Origin of the sequence: Nocardioides cynanchi (assembly GCF_008761635.1) — a bacterium.
In the GTDB taxonomy this organism is placed as follows: domain Bacteria; phylum Actinomycetota; class Actinomycetes; order Propionibacteriales; family Nocardioidaceae; genus Nocardioides; species Nocardioides cynanchi.
In genome coordinates this window covers 2,108,133-2,126,430 of the sequence record NZ_CP044344.1, presented here as the reverse complement: position 1 = coordinate 2,126,430, position 18,298 = coordinate 2,108,133, and the positions used below count along the sequence as shown (strand labels likewise).

16 protein-coding genes are annotated in these 18,298 nt (G+C 71.1%); 9 read left to right on the top strand and 7 right to left on the bottom strand.

Annotation, left to right across the window (positions count from 1 at the left end; translation table 11 throughout):
* The first annotated feature begins 23 nt into the window (after positions 1-23).
* Positions 24-1,328 (top strand): glycoside hydrolase family protein, encoded by a 1,305-nt coding sequence (locus tag E3N83_RS10370; protein ID WP_151083191.1) that lies wholly within the window; start codon positions 24-26, stop codon positions 1,326-1,328.
* Between the two features lie 11 nt (positions 1,329-1,339).
* Here E3N83_RS10370 and E3N83_RS10365 read toward each other — a convergent pair whose 3' ends face one another.
* Genes E3N83_RS10365 through deoC form a run of 3 tightly spaced genes read right to left on the bottom strand, consistent with a single transcriptional unit; the run spans position 1,340 to position 4,631 of the window.
* A complete protein-coding gene (locus E3N83_RS10365; RefSeq protein ID WP_151083190.1) occupies positions 1,340-2,209 on the bottom strand; it encodes an aldehyde dehydrogenase family protein in 870 nt (289 codons plus the stop codon).
* Positions 2,206-3,642 (bottom strand): aldehyde dehydrogenase family protein, encoded by a 1,437-nt coding sequence (locus tag E3N83_RS10360; RefSeq protein WP_151083189.1) that lies wholly within the window; start codon positions 3,640-3,642, stop codon positions 2,206-2,208. Before E3N83_RS10360 ends, E3N83_RS10365 begins: the two co-directional genes overlap by 4 nt.
* A 5-nt stretch (positions 3,643-3,647) precedes the next feature.
* The gene (gene deoC / locus E3N83_RS10355; RefSeq protein WP_151083188.1) at positions 3,648-4,631 is read right to left on the bottom strand and encodes a deoxyribose-phosphate aldolase; all 984 of its coding nucleotides are present in this window, start codon (positions 4,629-4,631) and stop codon (positions 3,648-3,650) included.
* A 97-nt stretch (positions 4,632-4,728) separates the two neighbouring features.
* On the opposite strand from deoC, the gene E3N83_RS10350 reads away from it, so the two are divergent.
* A complete protein-coding gene (locus tag E3N83_RS10350; RefSeq protein WP_151083187.1) occupies positions 4,729-5,388 on the top strand; it encodes a hypothetical protein in 660 nt (219 codons plus the stop codon).
* A gap of 12 nt (positions 5,389-5,400) precedes the next feature.
* On the opposite strand, the gene E3N83_RS10345 is transcribed toward E3N83_RS10350, so the two are convergent.
* Positions 5,401-7,056, bottom strand: a complete 1,656-nt coding sequence (locus E3N83_RS10345; RefSeq protein ID WP_151083186.1) for a phospho-sugar mutase — start codon at positions 7,054-7,056, stop codon at positions 5,401-5,403.
* A gap of 36 nt (positions 7,057-7,092) precedes the next feature.
* On the opposite strand from E3N83_RS10345, the gene E3N83_RS10340 reads away from it, so the two are divergent.
* Positions 7,093-7,677 (top strand): HEAT repeat domain-containing protein, encoded by a 585-nt coding sequence (locus tag E3N83_RS10340; RefSeq protein WP_151083185.1) that lies wholly within the window; start codon positions 7,093-7,095, stop codon positions 7,675-7,677.
* A 10-nt stretch (positions 7,678-7,687) separates the two neighbouring features.
* Positions 7,688-9,007: a DUF2252 domain-containing protein gene (locus tag E3N83_RS10335; RefSeq protein ID WP_151083184.1), complete on the top strand. Its 1,320-nt coding sequence runs from the start codon at positions 7,688-7,690 to the stop codon at positions 9,005-9,007.
* A 41-nt stretch (positions 9,008-9,048) separates the two neighbouring features.
* Here E3N83_RS10335 and E3N83_RS10330 read toward each other — a convergent pair whose 3' ends face one another.
* Both E3N83_RS10330 and E3N83_RS10325 read right to left on the bottom strand, forming a co-directional pair.
* On the bottom strand, positions 9,049-9,840 hold the full coding sequence (locus E3N83_RS10330) for a purine-nucleoside phosphorylase (RefSeq protein WP_151083183.1): 792 nt from the start codon (positions 9,838-9,840) through the stop codon (positions 9,049-9,051).
* Positions 9,841-9,887: 47 nt separating this feature from the next.
* Complete coding sequence (locus E3N83_RS10325) at positions 9,888-10,340, bottom strand: gamma-glutamylcyclotransferase (RefSeq protein WP_191907763.1); 453 nt, start codon at positions 10,338-10,340, stop codon at positions 9,888-9,890.
* Between the two features lie 35 nt (positions 10,341-10,375).
* On the opposite strand from E3N83_RS10325, the gene lpdA reads away from it, so the two are divergent.
* Positions 10,376-11,818 (top strand): dihydrolipoyl dehydrogenase, encoded by a 1,443-nt coding sequence (gene lpdA, locus E3N83_RS10320; RefSeq protein WP_151083182.1) that lies wholly within the window; start codon positions 10,376-10,378, stop codon positions 11,816-11,818.
* 32 nt (positions 11,819-11,850) lie between these two features.
* On the opposite strand, the gene E3N83_RS10315 is transcribed toward lpdA, so the two are convergent.
* Positions 11,851-12,315 (bottom strand): hypothetical protein, encoded by a 465-nt coding sequence (locus E3N83_RS10315; protein ID WP_151083181.1) that lies wholly within the window; start codon positions 12,313-12,315, stop codon positions 11,851-11,853.
* Between the two features lie 384 nt (positions 12,316-12,699).
* Between E3N83_RS10315 and E3N83_RS10310 the strand changes: the two genes are divergently transcribed.
* The 4 genes from E3N83_RS10310 (at position 12,700) to E3N83_RS10295 (ending at position 18,288) form a co-directional block, all read left to right on the top strand.
* Positions 12,700-14,097, top strand: coding sequence for an NAD(P)H-quinone dehydrogenase (locus tag E3N83_RS10310; protein WP_151083180.1), 1,398 nt, complete (start codon positions 12,700-12,702; stop codon positions 14,095-14,097).
* 22 nt (positions 14,098-14,119) lie between these two features.
* Positions 14,120-15,349, top strand: coding sequence for a SpoIID/LytB domain-containing protein (locus E3N83_RS10305; protein WP_151083179.1), 1,230 nt, complete (start codon positions 14,120-14,122; stop codon positions 15,347-15,349).
* Positions 15,350-15,432: 83 nt separating this feature from the next.
* Entirely contained in the window at positions 15,433-16,692 is a 1,260-nt protein-coding gene (locus tag E3N83_RS10300; protein WP_151083178.1) for an aminomethyl transferase family protein, read from the top strand.
* On the top strand, positions 16,693-18,288 hold the full coding sequence (locus tag E3N83_RS10295) for a phytoene desaturase family protein (RefSeq protein WP_151083177.1): 1,596 nt from the start codon (positions 16,693-16,695) through the stop codon (positions 18,286-18,288).
* Positions 18,289-18,298: the final 10 nt, after the last annotated feature.

Below are 18,298 nucleotides of genomic sequence, written 5' to 3'. Positions count from 1 at the left end.
CCCACCTGGAGGAGCCCGTGTCCGTGACCCACCTGTCTCGTCGGCGCTGGTCCGCCCTCGTCCTCTGGCTCGTGACCGCTCTGGGGGTGCCCTTGAGCGCGTTCGCGCCGGCCGAGGCGAACAACGTGCGGATCGCCCACACCCTGTTCGGCGTCCACGACTCCTCCCTGCTCTCGCACAGCCACGTCCACGACGGCTCGGTCCGGCTGTGGGACGTCGGGGTGCAGTGGCGTGACATCGAGAAGTCGCCGGGCGTCTACGACTTCGCGCGACTCGACCAGCTCGTGACGGCGGCTCAGGCCGCGCACGAGAGCGTGACGATGGTGCTGGCGATGACGCCGTCGTTCTACGCACCGGCCACGCCGACCGATCCGCCGGGCAAGCTCCAGCACTTCACCGACTTCGTCTCGGCCGTGATGCACCGCTACCGCAGCTTCCACGGCAAGCGCGGCATCTCGTCGTACCAGGTCTGGAACGAGGCGAACATCTCGACGTTCTGGACCGGCTCGATGACCCAGATGGCCAAGCTCAGCAAGATCGTCCACGACGTCGGCAACCGGGTGGACCCCCAGGCGACCATCGTCAGTCCTCCGATGGTGACCCGGCTGGGCTACCAGCTGGACTGGCTGAAGAAGTTCTACGGCATGAAGCTGGGCGGCACGCCGGTGTGGAAGTTCTACGACGCGCTGGGCTTCAGCCTCTACCCGCTACCGACCTACGGCGGGCGACCCGGCGGGCCGGAGGACAGCATGCGCCAGCTCGGACAAGTCAGGAGCAGGCTGCGCAGCGACCACGTCCCGGCCAGCGTGCCGATCTGGAACACCGAGGTCAACTACGGCCTCCAGACCGGCAGCCTCGGCGGCACCCCCGCGACGCCCATCTCGAGCGCGAAACAGGCGTCGTACGTCGCCCGCACCTACCTCCTCAACGCGGCGGCCCGGGTCAAGCGGGTCTACTGGTACCGCTACGACCTGGGCGCCTTCAGCAGCGGCGCGACCCTGGCGAACACCCTGCTCTCACAGCCGGGCAGCCCGAGCGTGGTGACGCCCGCGGGCCGGGCCTTCGCACTGGTGCAGAAGTGGATGCACGGCAGCCTCGTGGGCTCCGGCTCCCATGCGCCGTGCGCCAAGGACCGCCACGGCACCTACACCTGCGTGGTCAAGGACTCCTCGGGCACCCGACGGATCTACTGGAACCCGAACCGCAAGGGGCGGGTTCGCCTGGCCAGCAGCGCGAGGCACGCCCAGACCATCCTGGGCGCGGTCAGCAAGGTGAAGGGCGGCTCCAGGCTGACCGTCAACTACCGGCCGGTGATGGTCTACCACTGACCGGGAGGGACTCAGACGCCGATCGGGTGCCAGACGGTCTTGGTCTCGAGGAACGCCGTCATCGGGCCGGTGCCCGGGTCGGCGGTCCAGTCCGGCTCCTGCACGGGGGCCCGGCGTACCCGCTTGAGGTTGTCGGCTGCCGCGACCTCGCAGGCGTGTGCCTGGTCGGGGTCGCCGGCCAGGCCGGCCAGGTCGATCGCGTTGACGTCCATGTGTGATGACAGCGTCGGCACCGTCCGGTCGAAGGCACCGGTCAGCACGTTGACCACACCGCCGGGGACGTCGGAGGTGGCGAGCACCTCGGCGAAGGTGACCGCCGCCAGCGGGCGCTCGGGGGAGGCGGCGACGACCGCCGTGTTGCCGGACACGACCACCGGTGCCACCACGCTGACCAGGCCGAGCAGGCTGGACGCGGTCGGCGCGACCACGGCGACGACCCCGGTCGGCTCGGGCGTGGACAGGTTGAAGAACGGTCCGGCCACGGGGTTGGCGTTGCCGACCACCTGGGTCAGCTTGTCGGCCCAGCCGGCGTACCAGACGAGCCGGTCGATCGCGGCGTCGACGACCTTGGTGGCGGCGGCGGTGGTGCCGCCCTCGCCCTGCCGGACGGCCTCGACGAACTGCGGGCGGCGGTCCTGCATCACCTCGGCGACCCGGTAGAGCACCTGGCCCCGGTTGTACGCCGTCCGGCCGGACCAGCCGGGGAACGCCTTGCGTGCGGCGGCGACCGCGTCGCGGGCGTCCTTGCGGGAGGCCAGGGCGACGTTCGCGACGAAGCGGCCCCGTGAGTCGTTGACGACGTAGGAGTGGCCGGACTCCGAGCGTGGGAACTCGCCGCCGATGAACAGCTTGTTGGTCTTGCGCACGTCGATGCGGGTCACTTCAGGTACCCCTCCAGGCCGTGGCGGCCGCCCTCGCGGCCGTAGCCCGACTCCTTGTAGCCGCCGAAGGGGCTGGTCGGGTCGAACTTGTTGAACGTGTTGGCCCACACGACGCCGGCCCGTAGGGAGCTGGCCATCTTCAGGATCAGCGAGCCCTTCTCGGTCCAGATCCCCGCGGAGAGGCCGTACGGCGAGTTGTTGGCCTTGGCGACCGCCTCCGCCGGGGTGCGGAAGGTCAGCACCGAGAGCACCGGACCGAAGATCTCCTCGCGGGCGATCCGGTGGGCCTGCGTGACGCCGGTGAAGATCGTCGGCGGGAACCAGAACCCGTGGTCGGGCAGCTCGCACGGGGGAGACCAGCGGCCGGCCCCCTCCTGCTCCCCGATGTCGGAGAGCTCGCGGATCTTGGCCAGCTGCTCGGCGGAGTTGATCGCGCCGATGTCGGTGTTCTTGTCGAGCGGGTCACCGAGGCGCAGGGTGGCCATCCGGCGCTTGAGACGGGCGAGCACGTCGTCGGCGACGCTCTCCTGCACCAGCAGGCGGGAGCCGGCGCAGCACACGTGGCCCTGGTTGAAGAAGATGCCGTTCACGATGCCCTCGACGGCCTGGTCGAGCGCGGCGTCCTCGAAGACGATGTTGGCGGCCTTGCCGCCGAGCTCCAGCGTCACCCGCTTCTGCGAGCCGGCGACCGCCTGCGCGATCGCCCGGCCGACCTCGGTCGAGCCGGTGAAGGCGACCTTGTCGACGTCCGGGTGCGAGACCAACGCCCGGCCGGTCTCGCCGGCGCCGGTGATGATGTTGACGACGCCGGGCGGCAGCTCGGCCTGCTGGCAGATCTCGGCGAAGAGCAGCGCGGTGAGGGGCGTGGTCTCGGCCGGCTTGAGCACGATCGTGTTGCCACAGGCCAGCGCCGGTGCGATCTTCCAGGCCAGCATCAGCAACGGGAAGTTCCAGGGGATCACCTGGGCCGCGACGCCGAGGCTCTGGCTCCCGTAGCCGGAGTACTCCAGCTTGTCGGCCCAGCCGGCGTAGTAGAAGAAGTGCGCGGCGGCGATCGGCACGTCGACGTCGCGGGTCTCCTTGATCGGCTTGCCGTTGTCGATCGACTCGAGCACCGCGAGCTCGCGCCCGCGCTCCTGGAGGATCCTCGCGATCCGGAAGAGGTACTTGGCGCGCTCCCGGCCCGGCATCCGGCCCCAGACCCGGCTGTGCGCGCGGCGAGCGGCCTTCACGGCGCGGTCGACGTCGGCGGCGTCCGCCTCGGCGACCTCGGCGAGCACCTCCTCGGTCGCGGGGCTGATCGTCTTGAAGCTGTGGCCGTGGCCGTCGACGAACTCCCCGTCCACGAACAGGCCGTACGACGGCGAGATGTCGACGATCGACCGCGACTCGAGGGCCGGGGCGTACTCGAACGGGTTGCTCTTCTTGGCCATCTCGATCAGTCCAGGGTGAAGTAGTCGGGGCCGGAGTAGCGGCCGGTCTGCATCGTGGTGCGCTGCATGAGCAGGTCGTTGAGCAGTGTCGAGGCGCCGAACCGGAACCAGTCGGGGTCCAGCCAGTCGGGGCCGGCCACCTCGTTGACCATCACGAGGTACTTGATCGCGTCCTTGCTGCTGCGGATGCCGCCGGCCGGCTTCACACCGACCATCCGCCCGGTCTGCTCGCGGAAGTCGCGGACCGCCTCGACCATCACCATGGTGACCGGCAGCGTGGCGGCCGGCTGCACCTTCCCGGTGGAGGTCTTGATGAAGTCGGCGCCGGCCATCATCGCCAGCCAGCTGGCACGTCGTACGTTGTCGTAGGTCTGGAGCTCACCGGTCTCGAAGATCACCTTGAGGTGGGCGAGGGAGCCGTCGGCCCGGGCGCAGGCCTCGCGGACCGCCACGATCTCGTCGTGGACCTGCTGGTAGCGGCCGGAGAGGAACGCACCGCGGTCGATCACCATGTCGACCTCGTCGGCGCCCGCGGCCACGGCGTCGCGCACGTCGGCCAGCTTGACGTCGAGTGCGGCCCGGCCGCTGGGGAACGCCGTCGCCACGGAGGCGACGTGGACCCCGCTGGTGCCGAGGGCCTCCTTGGCCGTCGCCACGAGGTCGGGGTAGACGCACACCGCAGCCGTGGCCGGGCAGGTGGGGTCGGCCGGGTCGGGTCGCATCGCCTTGGCGGCGAGGGCGCGTACCTTGCCGGGGGTGTCCTGGCCCTCGAGGGTGGTCAGGTCGACCATCCGGATGGCCAGGTCGATCGCGTACGCCTTGGCCGTGGTCTTGATCGAGCGGGTGCCCAGGCTCGCGGCCCGTGCCTCGGCGCCGACCTGGTCGACGCCGGGCAGGCCGTGCAGGAAGCGTCGCAACGACCGGTCGGATGCCGTGACATCGGCCCAGACGTCACGCACTGCCCCCGAGGTCGCGGCTGTGCTGCTCATCGAGCCAGCATAGAGTTGACAGTCCCGGGTGCGGAATCGAAGGGTCGAGCGACGCTCGTCCCCGCGACCCGGACGGCGTACGACGTGAGGGGGCCAGGTGGCCACGGAGGAACTGCAGCGCTTCCGACCGACCAACGGCCGCGCGATGGGCGTGCTGGGCATCGTCCTGTGCGTGGCGATAGCCGCCGTCTTCGTCACCTCGGCGTCGGCCGCCACGGCGGTCCCGGCCACCCTGGCCTGTGCCGCGGCGGGCGTGCTGATCTGGGCCGCGATGCTGCGACCCAGCGTCTCCGCGACCTCCGACGAGCTGCGGATGCGGACCATGTTCGAGACCGTCGAGATCCCCCTCGCGTCCATCGACACGGTGCTGGTCCGGCGCTACCTGCTGATCCGGTCGGGCGGCCGCAAGTACATCTGCCCCGCGATCAGCCGGTCGCTGCGCAAGACCGTCCGCTCGGAGATGAAGTGGAACGGCGGCGGGGGAGGCAACCTGCTCATGCCGGGGGTCGCGGCTGACGGCGGCAGCCGCAGCTCCGTCGCGCAGGACGCCGGCGCCCAGCAGGACATGGCCTATCCCGACTTCGTCGAGCAGCAGATTCAGCACCTCGCGCGCACCGACCGGGCCCGGCTGGGCATCGAGGAGCGCTCGGAGGAGGAGTACGAGCTGGGCTCCCGGGCCGTGCGCCGGCCGGCCTGGATCGAGATCATCGCGCTGGCCGCGCTGGTGGTGGCGTTCGTGGTGTCGCTGGTCCTCTGAGGTCGGCCTCCCTCAGATGCCGGCCGCGGCCCTGATGTCGTCGCGCAGCGCGTCGAGCCTGGCCGCCGCAGAGATCCGGGCGGCGTCGACCCCGGCGTCCTCGTCGACCGGGACGACGACCTCGAGGTAGCACTTGAGCTTGGGCTCGGTGCCGCTCGGGCGGACGATCACCCGTGCCCGGTCGGCGAGCCGGTAGCGCAGGCCATCGGTGGGGGGCAGCGCGGAGGACCCCTCGGCGAGGTCGTCGACCGCCTGGACCGCCAGGCCGCCCAGGGCGGTGGGCGGTGTCGCCCGCAACCGCTGCATGGCTGCCCCGATCTCGGCCAGGTCGGTGACCCGCACCGATGCCTGGTCGGTGGCGTGCAGGCCGTGCGCCAGCGCCAGGTCGTCGAGCACGTCGACCAGGGTGCGTCCTTGTGCCTTCTCCGCGGCTGCCAGCTCGCAGAGCATCAGCAGGGCCGAGACGCCGTCCTTGTCCTTGACGTGCTCGGGGTCGACGCAGTAGCCCAGCGCCTCCTCGTAGCCGAAGGCCAGGCCCTCGACCTTGCTGATCCACTTGAACCCGGTCAGGGTCTCCGCGAAGGGCTGCCCGGCGGCTGCGGCCATCGAGGACAGCAGGGTCGAGGAGACGATCGAGCAGGCGTAGGTGCCGGTCCGGCCGGTGGTCAGCAGGTGGTGGGCGAGCAGTGCCCCCACCTCGTCGCCGCGGAGCATCCGCCACCCGTGCGGGCCGGCGACCGCGGCCGCGCAACGGTCGGCGTCCGGGTCGTTGGCGACCACGAGGTCGACGTCCTTCTCGCGGGCCAGGGCCAGGGCCAGGTCCATCGCGCCCGGCTCCTCCGGGTTGGGGAAGGCGACGGTGGGGAAGTCGGGGTCGGGCTGCTCCTGCTGCTCCACGACGTACGGCGCGTCGAAGCCGGCCGTCTCCAGCACCTGCGCGACCGAGGTGCCGCCGACCCCGTGCAAGGGGGTGTAGACCAGCCGCAGGTCGCGAGGGCCGTCGCCGGCGAGCGAGGCCACCGTGTCGAGGTAGGTGTCGACGATGCCCTCGTCGAGCACCTTCCAGCCGCTGCCCCGCGGCACCTCGGACAGGGCGCCGACCGCAGCGATCCGGTCGGCGATGTCGGCGTCCGCCGGCGGGACGATCTGACTGCCGTCGCCGAGGTAGACCTTGTAGCCGTTGTCGCGGGGCGGGTTGTGGCTGGCGGTCACCATCACCCCCGCCACGCAGCCCAGCTCGCGGATCGCGAAGGCCAGCAGTGGGGTCGGCAGCGGCCGGGGGAGCAGCAGCGCCCGGATGCCGGCGCCCTCCATCACCTCCGCGGTGTCGCGGGCGAAGACGTCGGAGTTGTGGCGGGCGTCGTAGCCGATCACCACGGACGCCTCGCGCGGGGCGCCCTGCTCGTGGAGGTACGCCGCCAGGCCGGCCGCGGCGCGGATCACGACCACGCGGTTCATCCGGTTGGAGCCGGCCCCCAGCTCGCCACGCAACCCGGCCGTCCCGAACTCCAGCGTCCCGTCGAACCGGTCGGCCAGGTCGGTCGTGCCGCCGCCGCCGCTCACCCGCTCCAGCACCGCGTCGAGCTCGGCGCGGGTCTCCGGATCGGGGTCCTCCGCGGCCCAGGCCCGGGCCCGGGCGATCAGCTGTGCTGCGTCGGTGTCGTCCACCCCGGCAGGCTAGTGGTGCTGGGGCATGATCGGCAGATGACCCGATCGCTGCCGCCTCCGGACGGAGCCGACCGGCCGGTGGCCGAGCGGATCCGGCAGCTCGACGGCCTGCTGGGCCGGGACCGGTTCGCCGGGGTGTGCTGCGACCTGCTGGCCGGCGCCGACCGCACGTCGTACGCCCAGGAGCTGCGGTACCTCGCCGGCAACGCCTTCGGAGACGGTGACGTCCCCGACCCCGTGTCATGGCAGGACTACTGGCTCCGGACGTGGGGTGCCCGCGGTCTGCTCCACTGCTGGAGCGACCGGGCCACCGATGCCGTGGTGGCCGGGCTGGACGACGAGCACTACCGGCCGGCCGAGATGTGCCTCAAGGTGTCGGCCAAGTACGACGTGGCCGGCACCGGCCCCGGGGCCGCCCGGCTCGCGACGCACGACCTGCCGCGGGTCCGGAGCCAGGCGGTGCGCACCCTCGGCTTCGTCGGCGACACCGAGCACGTCGCGGTCGTCCGGGCAGCGCTCGACGACGCCGACCCGGTGGTCGGCGCGCAGGCGAGGCGGGCCTGGGCCCGGATGGCCCGTCGGCTCGACCTGCCTGCCCTCGACCCGGAGCGGTTCACCTAGGGTCGGCCGCATGCCGACGAAGAGCCAGGAGCGCCGGACTCAGCTGATCATCGACACCCTGGGGAACGCGTTCGCGCCCCTCATGGAGGCCGACCCGCCCGCGTTCCGGGCGAAGTACCGCAAGATGGCCAGGGACCCGCACGCCTTCTTCCGGGGTACGGCGTGCCTCTTCGACGCCGACGTCACCGCGCTGGACGACCCGTTCGTGGACGAGCGCTGCTCGCGGATCTGGATCCACGGCGACCTGCACGTGGAGAACTTCGGCACCTACCTCAGCTCCGAGGGCACCCTCGTCTTCGACGTCAACGACTTCGACGAGGCCTACCTCGGTCACTTCACGTGGGACCTGATGAGGTTCGCGGCCAGCCTGGCGCTGACCGGCTGGCAGAAGGCGCTGCCCGAGGACGACGTACGACGCCTGGTCGCGCGCTACGTCCGCGCGTACCTCCAGCAGATCAACCACTACCTCGGCACCGACGACGACACCGACTTCGCCCTCGACCTCGCGACCGCCACCGGCCCCGTCCTCGAGGCGCTGGTGGACGCCCGGCTGATCCGCCGGGCCGACCTCCTCGACCAGCTGACGTTCGTCGACGACGGCGTCCGGCAGTTCCAGGTGGACGCCTCCGTGCGTCGTCTCTCGCGTGCCGAGCACGGCAGGGTGCGCCGGGCCTTCGACGCCTACCTGGACACGATCCCGGACTCCAAGCGCTTCGACCGCGACCTGTTCTACGACGTGCGCGACATCGTCGGGAAGTCCGGCTTCGGGATCGGCAGCGCCGGCCTGCCGGCGTACAACGTGCTGGTCGAGGGCTACAGCCAGGCGCTCGACAACGACGTGGTGCTGTCGATGAAGCAGGCCAACGTGCCCGCCCTGAGCCGCTTCGTCGACTCCGCCGAGATCGACGGCTACTTCCAGCACGAGGGCCAGCGGACCGTGGTCAGCCAGCGCGCCCTGCAGGCGCACACCGACCCGCTGCTCGGCTACACCGAGATCGGCGGCACCGGTTACGTCGTCTCGGAGATCTCGCCGTACGAGGTCGACCTCGACTGGGGCGGGATCAACGAGCCCGAGGAGATCGCGGAAGTGGTCGACCAGCTCGGCCGGGCGACCGCCAAGATCCACTGCGCCTCCGACGAGGACAGCGAGCAGGACCTCGTCGACTTCCAGGTCGAGCAGGCGATCGCCGACTGCCTCGACGGCCGGCGCAAGGAGTTCACCGAGCACGTCGTCGCCTTCGCGCTGGAGTACGCCGTCCGCGTGCGCCAGGACCACGCGCTCTTCGTCGACGCCTTCCGCGAGGCCAGGATCGGGATCAGCGCGACATAGGTCCCGCTGCGTGGTCTCGACTCCGCTCGACCACCGGCTGCTCAGATCCTCGGGACGATCCGGGTCAGCAGGTCGCCCATCCGGCCGGCCGCGGCCCGGCCCGTCTCGAGGACCTCGGCATGGTCCAGCGGCTCACCGGAGATCCCGGCCGCGAGGTTGGTGACCAGCGAGATGCCGAGCACCTCCAGGCCGGCCTCGCGGGCGGCGATGGCCTCCAGGGTGGTGCTCATCCCGACCAGGTCGCCGCCGATCCGGCGCACCATCTCGATCTCGGCGGGGGTCTCGTAGTGGGGCCCGGGGAACTGGACGTAGACACCCTCGTCCAGGGTAGGGTCGACCTCGCGGCACAGGGCGCGGAGGCGGCTGGAGTAGAGGTCGGTGAGGTCGACGAAGTGGGCGCCCTCGATCGGCGAGCGAGCCGTCAGGTTGATGTGGTCGCGGATCAGCACCGGCGTGCCGGGCGGCCACGCCTCGTTCAGCCCGCCACAGCCGTTGGTCAGCACGATCGCCCGGCAACCGGCGGCGGCAGCGGTCCGGACCGGGTGCACGACCGCGGCGACGCCCTTGCCCTCGTAGTAGTGGGTTCGGCTCAGGAACACCAGCAGCTGCCGGTCGCCGGACCTGATGCTGCGGATCCGGCCCGAGTGACCCGCCACGGCCGCTGCCGAGAAGCCCGGCAGCTCGGTGGTCGCGATGTCCGCGGTCGCCTCGCCGAGGGACTCGACGGCGGGCAACCAGCCCGAGCCGAGCACGAGCGCGATGTCGTGGTGGTCGACCCCGGTCAGCCGGGCGAGCTGGTCGGCTGCCTGCTGGGCGAGCTCGGTTGCGGTCACGAGAGGTGAGCGTAGGTGGTCTCGACTCCGCTCGACCACCGGCAGGGTCAGCCGCCGATGGAGCGACACGGGCGGAGCCGGAGCCGGGCCACGTAGTCGTCGGGCGCGTCGGCGGCCTCGGCGGCCTCGGCGATCACCCCGAGGTACGACGCGCTGGGCAGGCCGCCCTCGAACGCGTCGAGCACGTAGGTCCAGACCAGCAGCTCGCCGGTCAGCGTGGACACCCTGACCTTGGTCTTGCGGTAGAGCCCGGTCTCGGTGGACTCCCAGCCGTCGAGGGCCGACTCGTCCTCTCGCGACACGTCGTACACGGCGACGAAGACCTGCTCGATCGGGTCCTCGACGATCGTGGAGAGGGCGCCGTCCCAGCCGAGGTCCTCGCCACCGAACGTGAGCCGCCAGCCCGTGAGCCAGCCGGTGGTCTGGAGCGGGGAGTGCGGGCAACGGCGGCCCATCCGCTCCGGGTCGAGGTTCGACGCGTAGGCGGCGTAGAGGGGCACGGCGACAGGTTAGTGGGTTCCCCTAGGCTGGACGGGTGAGCGAGACCAACCACTTCGATGTCATCGTCCTCGGCGCCGGCCCCGGCGGCTACGTCGCTGCGATCCGGGCCGCCCAGCTCGGCCGGACCGCCGCGGTGATCGAGAAGAAGTACTGGGGCGGTGTCTGCCTCAACGTCGGCTGCATCCCGTCCAAGGCACTCCTCCGCAACGCCGAGCTCGCGCACGTGCTGACCCACGAGAAGGACGTCTTCGGGATCTCCGGCGAGGCCACGATGGCGTACGGCGCGACGCACGAGCGCTCGCGGAAGGTGAGCGCCGGCATCGTCAAGGGCGTCCACTTCCTGATGAAGAAGAACAAGATCACCGAGATCGACGGCTGGGGCACCCTGCGGGCACGCGAGGGCGACGGCCCCGGCTCGATCGACGTGGAGCTGAACGACGGCTCCACCGCGACCTATACCTACGACGACCTGATCATCGGGACCGGGGCGACCACCCGGCTGGTGCCGGGGACGGTCCTCAGCGAGCGGGTCGTGACCTACGAGGAGCAGATCCTCGACCCGGAGCTGCCGGGCTCGGTGATCATCGCCGGCTCGGGGGCGATCGGCGTGGAGTTCGCCTACGTGATGGCCAACTTCGGGGTCGATGTGACGATCGTGGAGTTCCTCGACCGGATGGTGCCGACCGAGGACGCCGACGTCTCCAAGGAGCTGCTCAAGCACTACAAGAAGCTCGGCGTGAAGGTGCTGCTGGGCACCAAGGTCGAGTCGATCGAGGACCGCGGCGCCGAGTCGGGCGAGCCGGTCAAGGTGACGGTCTCGACAGGCTCGACCAACGGGGGAGACGCGACGTCCCAGGTGCTCGAGGCCGACAAGGTGCTCCAGGCGATCGGCTTCGCGCCGCGGCTCGAGGGCTACGGTCTCGAGGCGCTCGGGGTCGCGACCGAGCGCGGTGCGATCGTCATCGACGACTTCTGCCGCACCAACGTCGACCACGTCTACGCGATCGGTGACGTCACCGGCAAGCTGATGCTGGCCCACGTCGCCGAGGCGATGGGAATCGTGGCCGCCGAGACGATCGCCGGGGCGGAGACGATGCCGGTCGCCTACGACTTCGTCCCGCGCGCGACGTACTGCCAGCCCCAGATCGCCTCCTTCGGCTACACCGAGGCGCAGGCGAAGGAGAAGGGGTACGACGTCAAGACCGCCTCCTTCCCCTTCTCGGCCAACGGCAAGGCCCAGGGCCTCGGCGAGGCTGTCGGCTTCGTCAAGGTGGTGGCCGACGCGCAGTACAACGAGATCCTCGGCGCCCACCTGATCGGGCCCGACGTCACCGAGCTGCTGCCGGTGCTCACCCTGGCCCAGAAGTGGGACCTCACCGCCGACGAGGTGGCGCGCAACGTCTTCGCCCACCCGACCCTCACCGAGGCCGTCAAGGAAGCCGTGCACGGCATCGCCGGGCACATGGTCAACCTCTGAGGTGATCCGCGGGCCGGCCCGGTCAGGATGGCTCAGGCTGGCGCGGTGAGGTGGCGGCGTGCGCGGTCCACGACCTCGGTCGGGCCGAGCACCACCACCAGCCGACCTTCCCAGCCGCCGTGCTCGGGGGCCAGGAGGGTGTCGATCGCGTGGTCGACCGCGCCCTCGAGGCGCTCCACCGTGAAGACGAAGTCCTGCCCGAAGCCCAGCTCCTCCAGCGCGCGCATGGCCAGGTCCTGCCCGGGGACCGGCTTCACGATGGTGAGCGAGTCGAAGCACACGATCTCCTGGAGGGCCGGCCGCAGCGCCGCCAGGATCTCCGGGAGGTCCGGACCCAGATCGGCCGAGATCACGCCGACGAAGGGCTTGGGCCGCGTGGCGAACAGCTCTCGGGCTGCGCGCGCGGCATCCGCGGCCGCCGTCACCTCCACCAGTGCGACCTGGCTCCACCGACCATCCCGGGCGACGTCGACCAGATCGACCTCCGGGGTGCTCATGCCTCGACTGTAGGGCCAGGACGCCTTGCCGAGTCGTACATGGATGAGCCCAGGTGGACTCATCTACGTACGAGCACCGAGGCGATCGCGGGGGCCAGACCTCTCAGAGCGGCTGGTCCCGACCTCCCTCCACAGGCTTGTCGACGGGGCCGACGTGCGGGTGGACGAGCCGCGAGCGTCCCCGCGGGTGTGGATCACCCAGCGAGAAGCGGCCCTCGTGCTCGCCGAGCTCGGACTGGCCCGGGCCCAGGCTCGGCACCTGCTCGCCGCCCGGGCTCTGGCTCGCCGCCGCGGAGGGACGATGGCTGCCGACCGGCCGAGGACGACCCTGGGTGATCTGGGAGCCCATCGGGAGGCAGGCGACAGCCCTGCAAGAATGACCGCATGCCGACCCCCACCGCCCGCGTCGTGATCGTGGGCGGGGGGCCGGGTGGCTACGAGTCGGGCCTGGTGGCCGCCCAGCTGGGCGCCGAGGTCACGATCGTCGACACCGAGGGCCTCGGTGGGTCTGCGGTGCTCACCGACTGCGTGCCGAGCAAGACCCTGATCGCGACCGCGGAACTGATGACCGATGTCGCCGGTGCCACCGAGCTCGGCGTCAACCTGGGGACGCGCGCGAACTCCGCCGACGTCCACGTCGACCTGGCGCGGGTCAACGCCCGGGTCAAGCAGATCGCCTCGGACCAGTCCGACGACATCGCGCGCCGGCTGGAGAAGGAGGGCGTGCACGTCGTCCGGGGCCGGGGCCGGCTGGAGGGCCCGGACGCGGTCGTGGTCACCGACGCCGACGGTGAGCCGACCACGATCCCGGCCGACGCCGTACTCCTCGCCACGGGGGCCGCGCCCCGCACGGTGCCCGAGGCGCAGCCGGACGGCGAGCGGATCCTGACCTGGGAGCAGGTCTACGACCTGACCGAGCTGCCGAGCCATCTGGTCGTGGTGGGCTCGGGCGTGACCGGGGCGGAGTTCGCCAGCGCCTACCTGGCCCTCGGCGCGGAGGTGACCCTCGTCTCCAGCCGCGACCGGGTGCTTCCCGGCGAGGACGCCGACGCCGCTGCGGTGCTCGAGGAGGTGCTGACCCGGCGCGGCATGCACGTGCTCTCCCGCTCCCGGATGGCCTCGGTGACCCGGACCGGCGACACCGTCACCGTCGCGCTGACCGACGGCCGCACCGTGACGGGCTCCCACTGCATCCTGGCCCTCGGCTCGGTGCCCAACACCCGGGATCTCGGGCTCGAGACCGCCGGGGTGGCCATCGACCAGGCCGGGTTCATCACCGTCGACCGGGTGTCGAGGACCTCCGCCCGGGGCGTGTACGCCGCCGGCGACTGCACGGGGGTGCTGATGCTGGCCAGCGTCGCGGCGATGCAGGGCCGGATCGCGATGTGGCACTTCCTCGGTGACGCTGTCGCCCCGCTGGACCTCAAGACGGTCTCGTCCAACGTCTTCACCGCCCCCGAGATCGCCACCGTCGGCTGGTCCCAGGAGGAGGTCGACGCCGGGGAGATCGAGGTGCGCGCGGTCACCCTGCCGCTGGCCGGCAACGCCCGGGCCAAGATGCAGGGTGTGCACGACGGCTTCGTGAAGCTGTTCTGTCGACCCGGCACCGGCATCGTCGTCGGCGGCGTGGTCGTCGCGCCGCGCGCCTCCGAGCTGATCCACCCGGTCTCGATCGCGGTCGCGGAGTCGCTCACCGCCGACCAGCTGGCCCAGGCGTTCACCGTCTACCCGTCCATGAGCGGATCGGTCGCCGAGGCCGCCCGCAGGTTGCATCGCGTCTGACTTCGTGATGCCCTAACGCATCATGAGCACCCTCCGTCACACGTCCATCGCGGCCACCGGCCTGGCCGGCCTGCTGGCGCTGTCCGGGGCCGGGCTCGGCCACGCAACCGCCGCCGCGACCTCGACGCCCGCCCTCCAGGTGCCCGACAACGCCGTGATCACCATCGACGGCCGGGGCTTCGGGCACGGCCACGGCCTCAGCCAGTACGGCGCGGAGGGGGCGGCCCGCCAGGGGCTCAGCGCGCGGAAGATCCTGCACTTCTACTACCCGGGCACCCGCAGCGGCCAGCAGTCGGGACGGGTCCGGGTGCTGATCACCGCGGGCATCGGGAAGCCCACCATCGTGCTGGCCGGGCCTGGGCTGAAGGTGCACGACCTCCAGAAGGGGACCACCACCCCGGTCCCGACCCGAGGCCCGGCCGCCCGGGCGACCCAGTGGCGGATGGCGGGTGACGGTGCAGGCGGCACGGCGGTCTCCTACCGCACCGGCGCGTGGCACGTGTGGCGCACCCTGCCGGGCAACGGCGAGTTCCGGTCCGCCCGCGCTGCCTTGACCCTCGTCGTCGGCGGCAGCCGGACCAGCTACCGCGGCACCTTGCAGTCGCTGGCGCCGGTCAGCAAGGCCACCCACCGGATCACCGTGAACCGGGTCTCGCTCGAGGGCTACGTGCGCGGCGTCGTACCCCGGGAGATGCCGACGTCGTGGCACCAGGCCGCGCTCCAGGCCCAGGCGGTCGCCGCCCGGACCTACGCCGCGTTCGAGGCGGTCAACCCCTACGACACCCGGTTCAACCTGTGTGACACCAGCAGCTGCCAGGTCTACGGCGGGCTCTCCGCGGAGAACCCTCGCACCGGCAAGGCGGTCACCAGGACCGCCGGGCAGGTGCGCCTCTTCCACGGGCAGCCGGCGTTCACCCAGTTCTCGTCCAGCAACGGCGGCTGGACCTCCGACGGCGGGCAGCCCTACCTCAGCGCCGAGAAGGACCCGTACGACGGGTGGCCCGGCAACCTGGTGCACACCTGGAGCACCGCGGTGACGTCCCGGTCGATCGAGAAGGCGTTCCCCGGTGTGGGCAACCTCCGGTCGATCGCGGTCACCCAGCGAGACGGCAACGGCCAGTGGGGTGGCCGCGTCGAGGTGATGAACCTGCGGGGCAGCAAACGGAACCTCGTGGTCAGCGGTGACGACTTCCGCAGCGCCCTCGGGCTCCGCTCCACCTGGTTCGACCTGGCCAAGGCCGCCGCCGGCTGATCCCGACCGATGGTCGAGCGGCGTCGAGAACGCTCCGGTGACCCATCGACCTGAACGACCGTTCAGGCTAGGGTGGGCCCGCCATGATGATGAAGACGACGCCCTTCTACCCGCGGTTGAACGAGCTGAACCAGACCGGTCTGTACGGCCACTGGTCCGGCTACCTCTCGGCGCCGCGCTACGACCTCTCCGCCAAGCACGAGTACTTCGCGGTCCGGAACTCCGCGGGGTTCTTCGACAGCTCGCCGCTGTACAAGTACCGCGTCACCGGGCCCGACTCGGAGCGCTTCCTGGCCGGCGTGATGACCCGCGACGTACGCCGGTGTCGGCCCGGCCAGGCGATGTACACCGTCTGGTGCGACGAGGCCGGCTACGTCCTCGAGGACGGCGTGGTCTTCCGGCACGCCGACGACGACTGGCTGCTCACCTCCGTCGAGCCCAACCTCGGCTTCCTCGACTCGCTGGTGGGCCGGCTGCGGGTGTCGGTCGAGGACGTCAGCGCGGACTACGGCGTCCTGGCGGTGCAGGGGCCCCGCTCGCGGGCGATCCTCGCGAAGCTGGCCCCCGAGGTGGACGACCTCGCCTACTTCGGGCTCACCCCGGCCAAGATCGGGAGTGCGCCGGTCACGATCTCGCGCACCGGCTACTCCGGTGACCTCGGCTTCGAGGTTTTCGTCGAGGCCGACGACGCCCTGGGGGTCCTCGACAAGGTCATCCAGGCCGGCGACGGGCAGGGCTTCCGTCCGTTCGGCGAGGACGCGCTCAACATGGTCCGGATCGAGGCCGGTCTGTCCCTGATCGGTGTCGAGTTCACCTCGGCCCGGTACGCCTTCACCGACGCCGAGCGGTTCACGCCGAAGGAGCTCGGCTTCGGCTGGATGCTGGGCAAGGACGGTGCGGCGCTGGGGGAGGGCCGCCCGTTCATCGGTCGCCGCGCGATCGAGCGCGAGCTGCGCGACGGCACGTCGCGGTGGGCGACGGTCGGACTGTGGGTCGACTGGCAGGAGTTCGAGCGGCTCCACCTCGAGCGGGGCCTGGTCGTGCCCAAGGACGAGAACCCGGTCCCGTGGGAGTCGATGCTCTACGGCGGGGCGGCGCGCGACGAGCGGGTCGGCTACGCCACCAGCCTGATGTACTCCCCGGTGCTCCAGCGTCACATCGGGATCGCGCGGGTGCTGCCCGAGTACGCCGCGAAGGGGTCGACCGTGCACCTGGAGATCACCGTGGACCACGAGTACCTCACCGTGCCGGCCACCACCGACCGGATGCCGCTCTACAACCCCGCGCGCAAGACCGGCTCCACCGTCGAGCTGGCCCCGATCTCTCATCGAATGGAGCAGTGAATGCCCAGCGCTGGCAGCAACACCTATGACGCGATCGTCGTCGGCGGAGGCCACAACGGCCTGACCAACGCGGCGTACCTCGCGAAGTCGGGGCTGAACGTGCTCGTCCTGGAGCGCCGTGGGTTCGTCGGCGGTGCCGCGATCACCGAGGAGCTGCACCCGGGCTTCTCGTTCACGACGTTCTCCTACGCCCTGAGCCTGCTGCGGCCGGAGATCATCCAGGAGCTGGAGCTGGTCAAGCACGGCTTCATGCCGTTGCTGATGCCGACCCACTTCGCGCCGATGGACGACGGCGACTACCTCCTGCTGACCGAGGACGAGCAGTTCAACGACCAGGAGATCGCCCGGCACAGCAAGCGCGACGTGGACGGCTACCACCGCTGGGAGCACGACCTGGAGAAGGTCATCCAGCTGGCGATGCCGATGTTCAACGCCGCCCCTCCCGACATCTTCAGCGACGACCCCGCCGACCAGGCCGACGTGGCCTGGATGATGAAGCAGCTGCGCGGGGCGGACCGGAAGACCCTGCACGACCTGGTCCGGTTCCTGACCGGTAGCTGTGCAGACCTGATGGACGACTACTTCGAGTCCGACATCGTGAAGTCCGCGATCGCGTCGTCGGGGATCATCGGCAACAAGGTCGGACCGATGTCGCAGGGTTCGGGCCTGGTGCTGCTCTACCACCTGATGGGGGAACAGGACGGCCAGCACGGAGCCTGGGGCTTCCACAAGGGCGGCAACGGCGGCTTCACCCAGGTGCTGCAACGCGCCGCGGAGTCGTTCGGCACGACCGTGCGGCTGGAGGCGCCGGTCGACCACGTGATCGTCAAGGACGGCCGGGCGACCGGCGTCGTGCTGACCGACGGCACCGAGTTCACGGCCCCGATCGTGGTCAGCGCCCTCGACCCGCGCCGCACGTTCACCGAGCTGGTCGACCCGCGCGAGCTGCCCAGCGACCTGGTCGAGGCGATCGACCGCTACCGCTTCCAGGGCACCTCGGCGAAGGTCAACTTCGCCCTCGACGACCTCCCCGTCTATCCCGCGCTCAAGGGCCGGATCGACCACTTCGGCGGCTTCGTGAACATCGGCCCGTCGCTGGAGTACCTCGAGCGCGCGTACGACGACGCGAAGTACGGCTGGTACTCCCGGCTGCCCTACATCGACGGCGCGATCCAGTCAGTGGTGGACCCCGACATGGCCCCGCCGGGCAAGCACGTGATGAGCTGCTTCATCCAGTACGCGCCGTACGAGCTCAAGGGCAGCGACTGGGACACCGAGCGGGAGCCCTTCGGCGACACCGTGCAGGCGGTGCTGGAGACGCACTTCCCCGGCTTCGGCGACCTGGTGCTGCACCGCGAGGTGGTCACGCCGCTCGACATCGAGCGCGTGGCCGGGCTGACCGAGGGCAACATCTTCCACGGAGAGTTCCTGGCTCCGCAGATGTACTTCATGCGGCCGGCCCCGGGCTACGCGCGCTACAACACCTCGATCGACGGCTACTACCAGTGCGGCTCCGGCACCCACCCGGGCGGCTGCGTCACCGGCGGCCCGGGCAAGCTCGCGGCCCAGCGGATCCTGGCCGACCGGGCCCGCTGAGCAAGGGCCC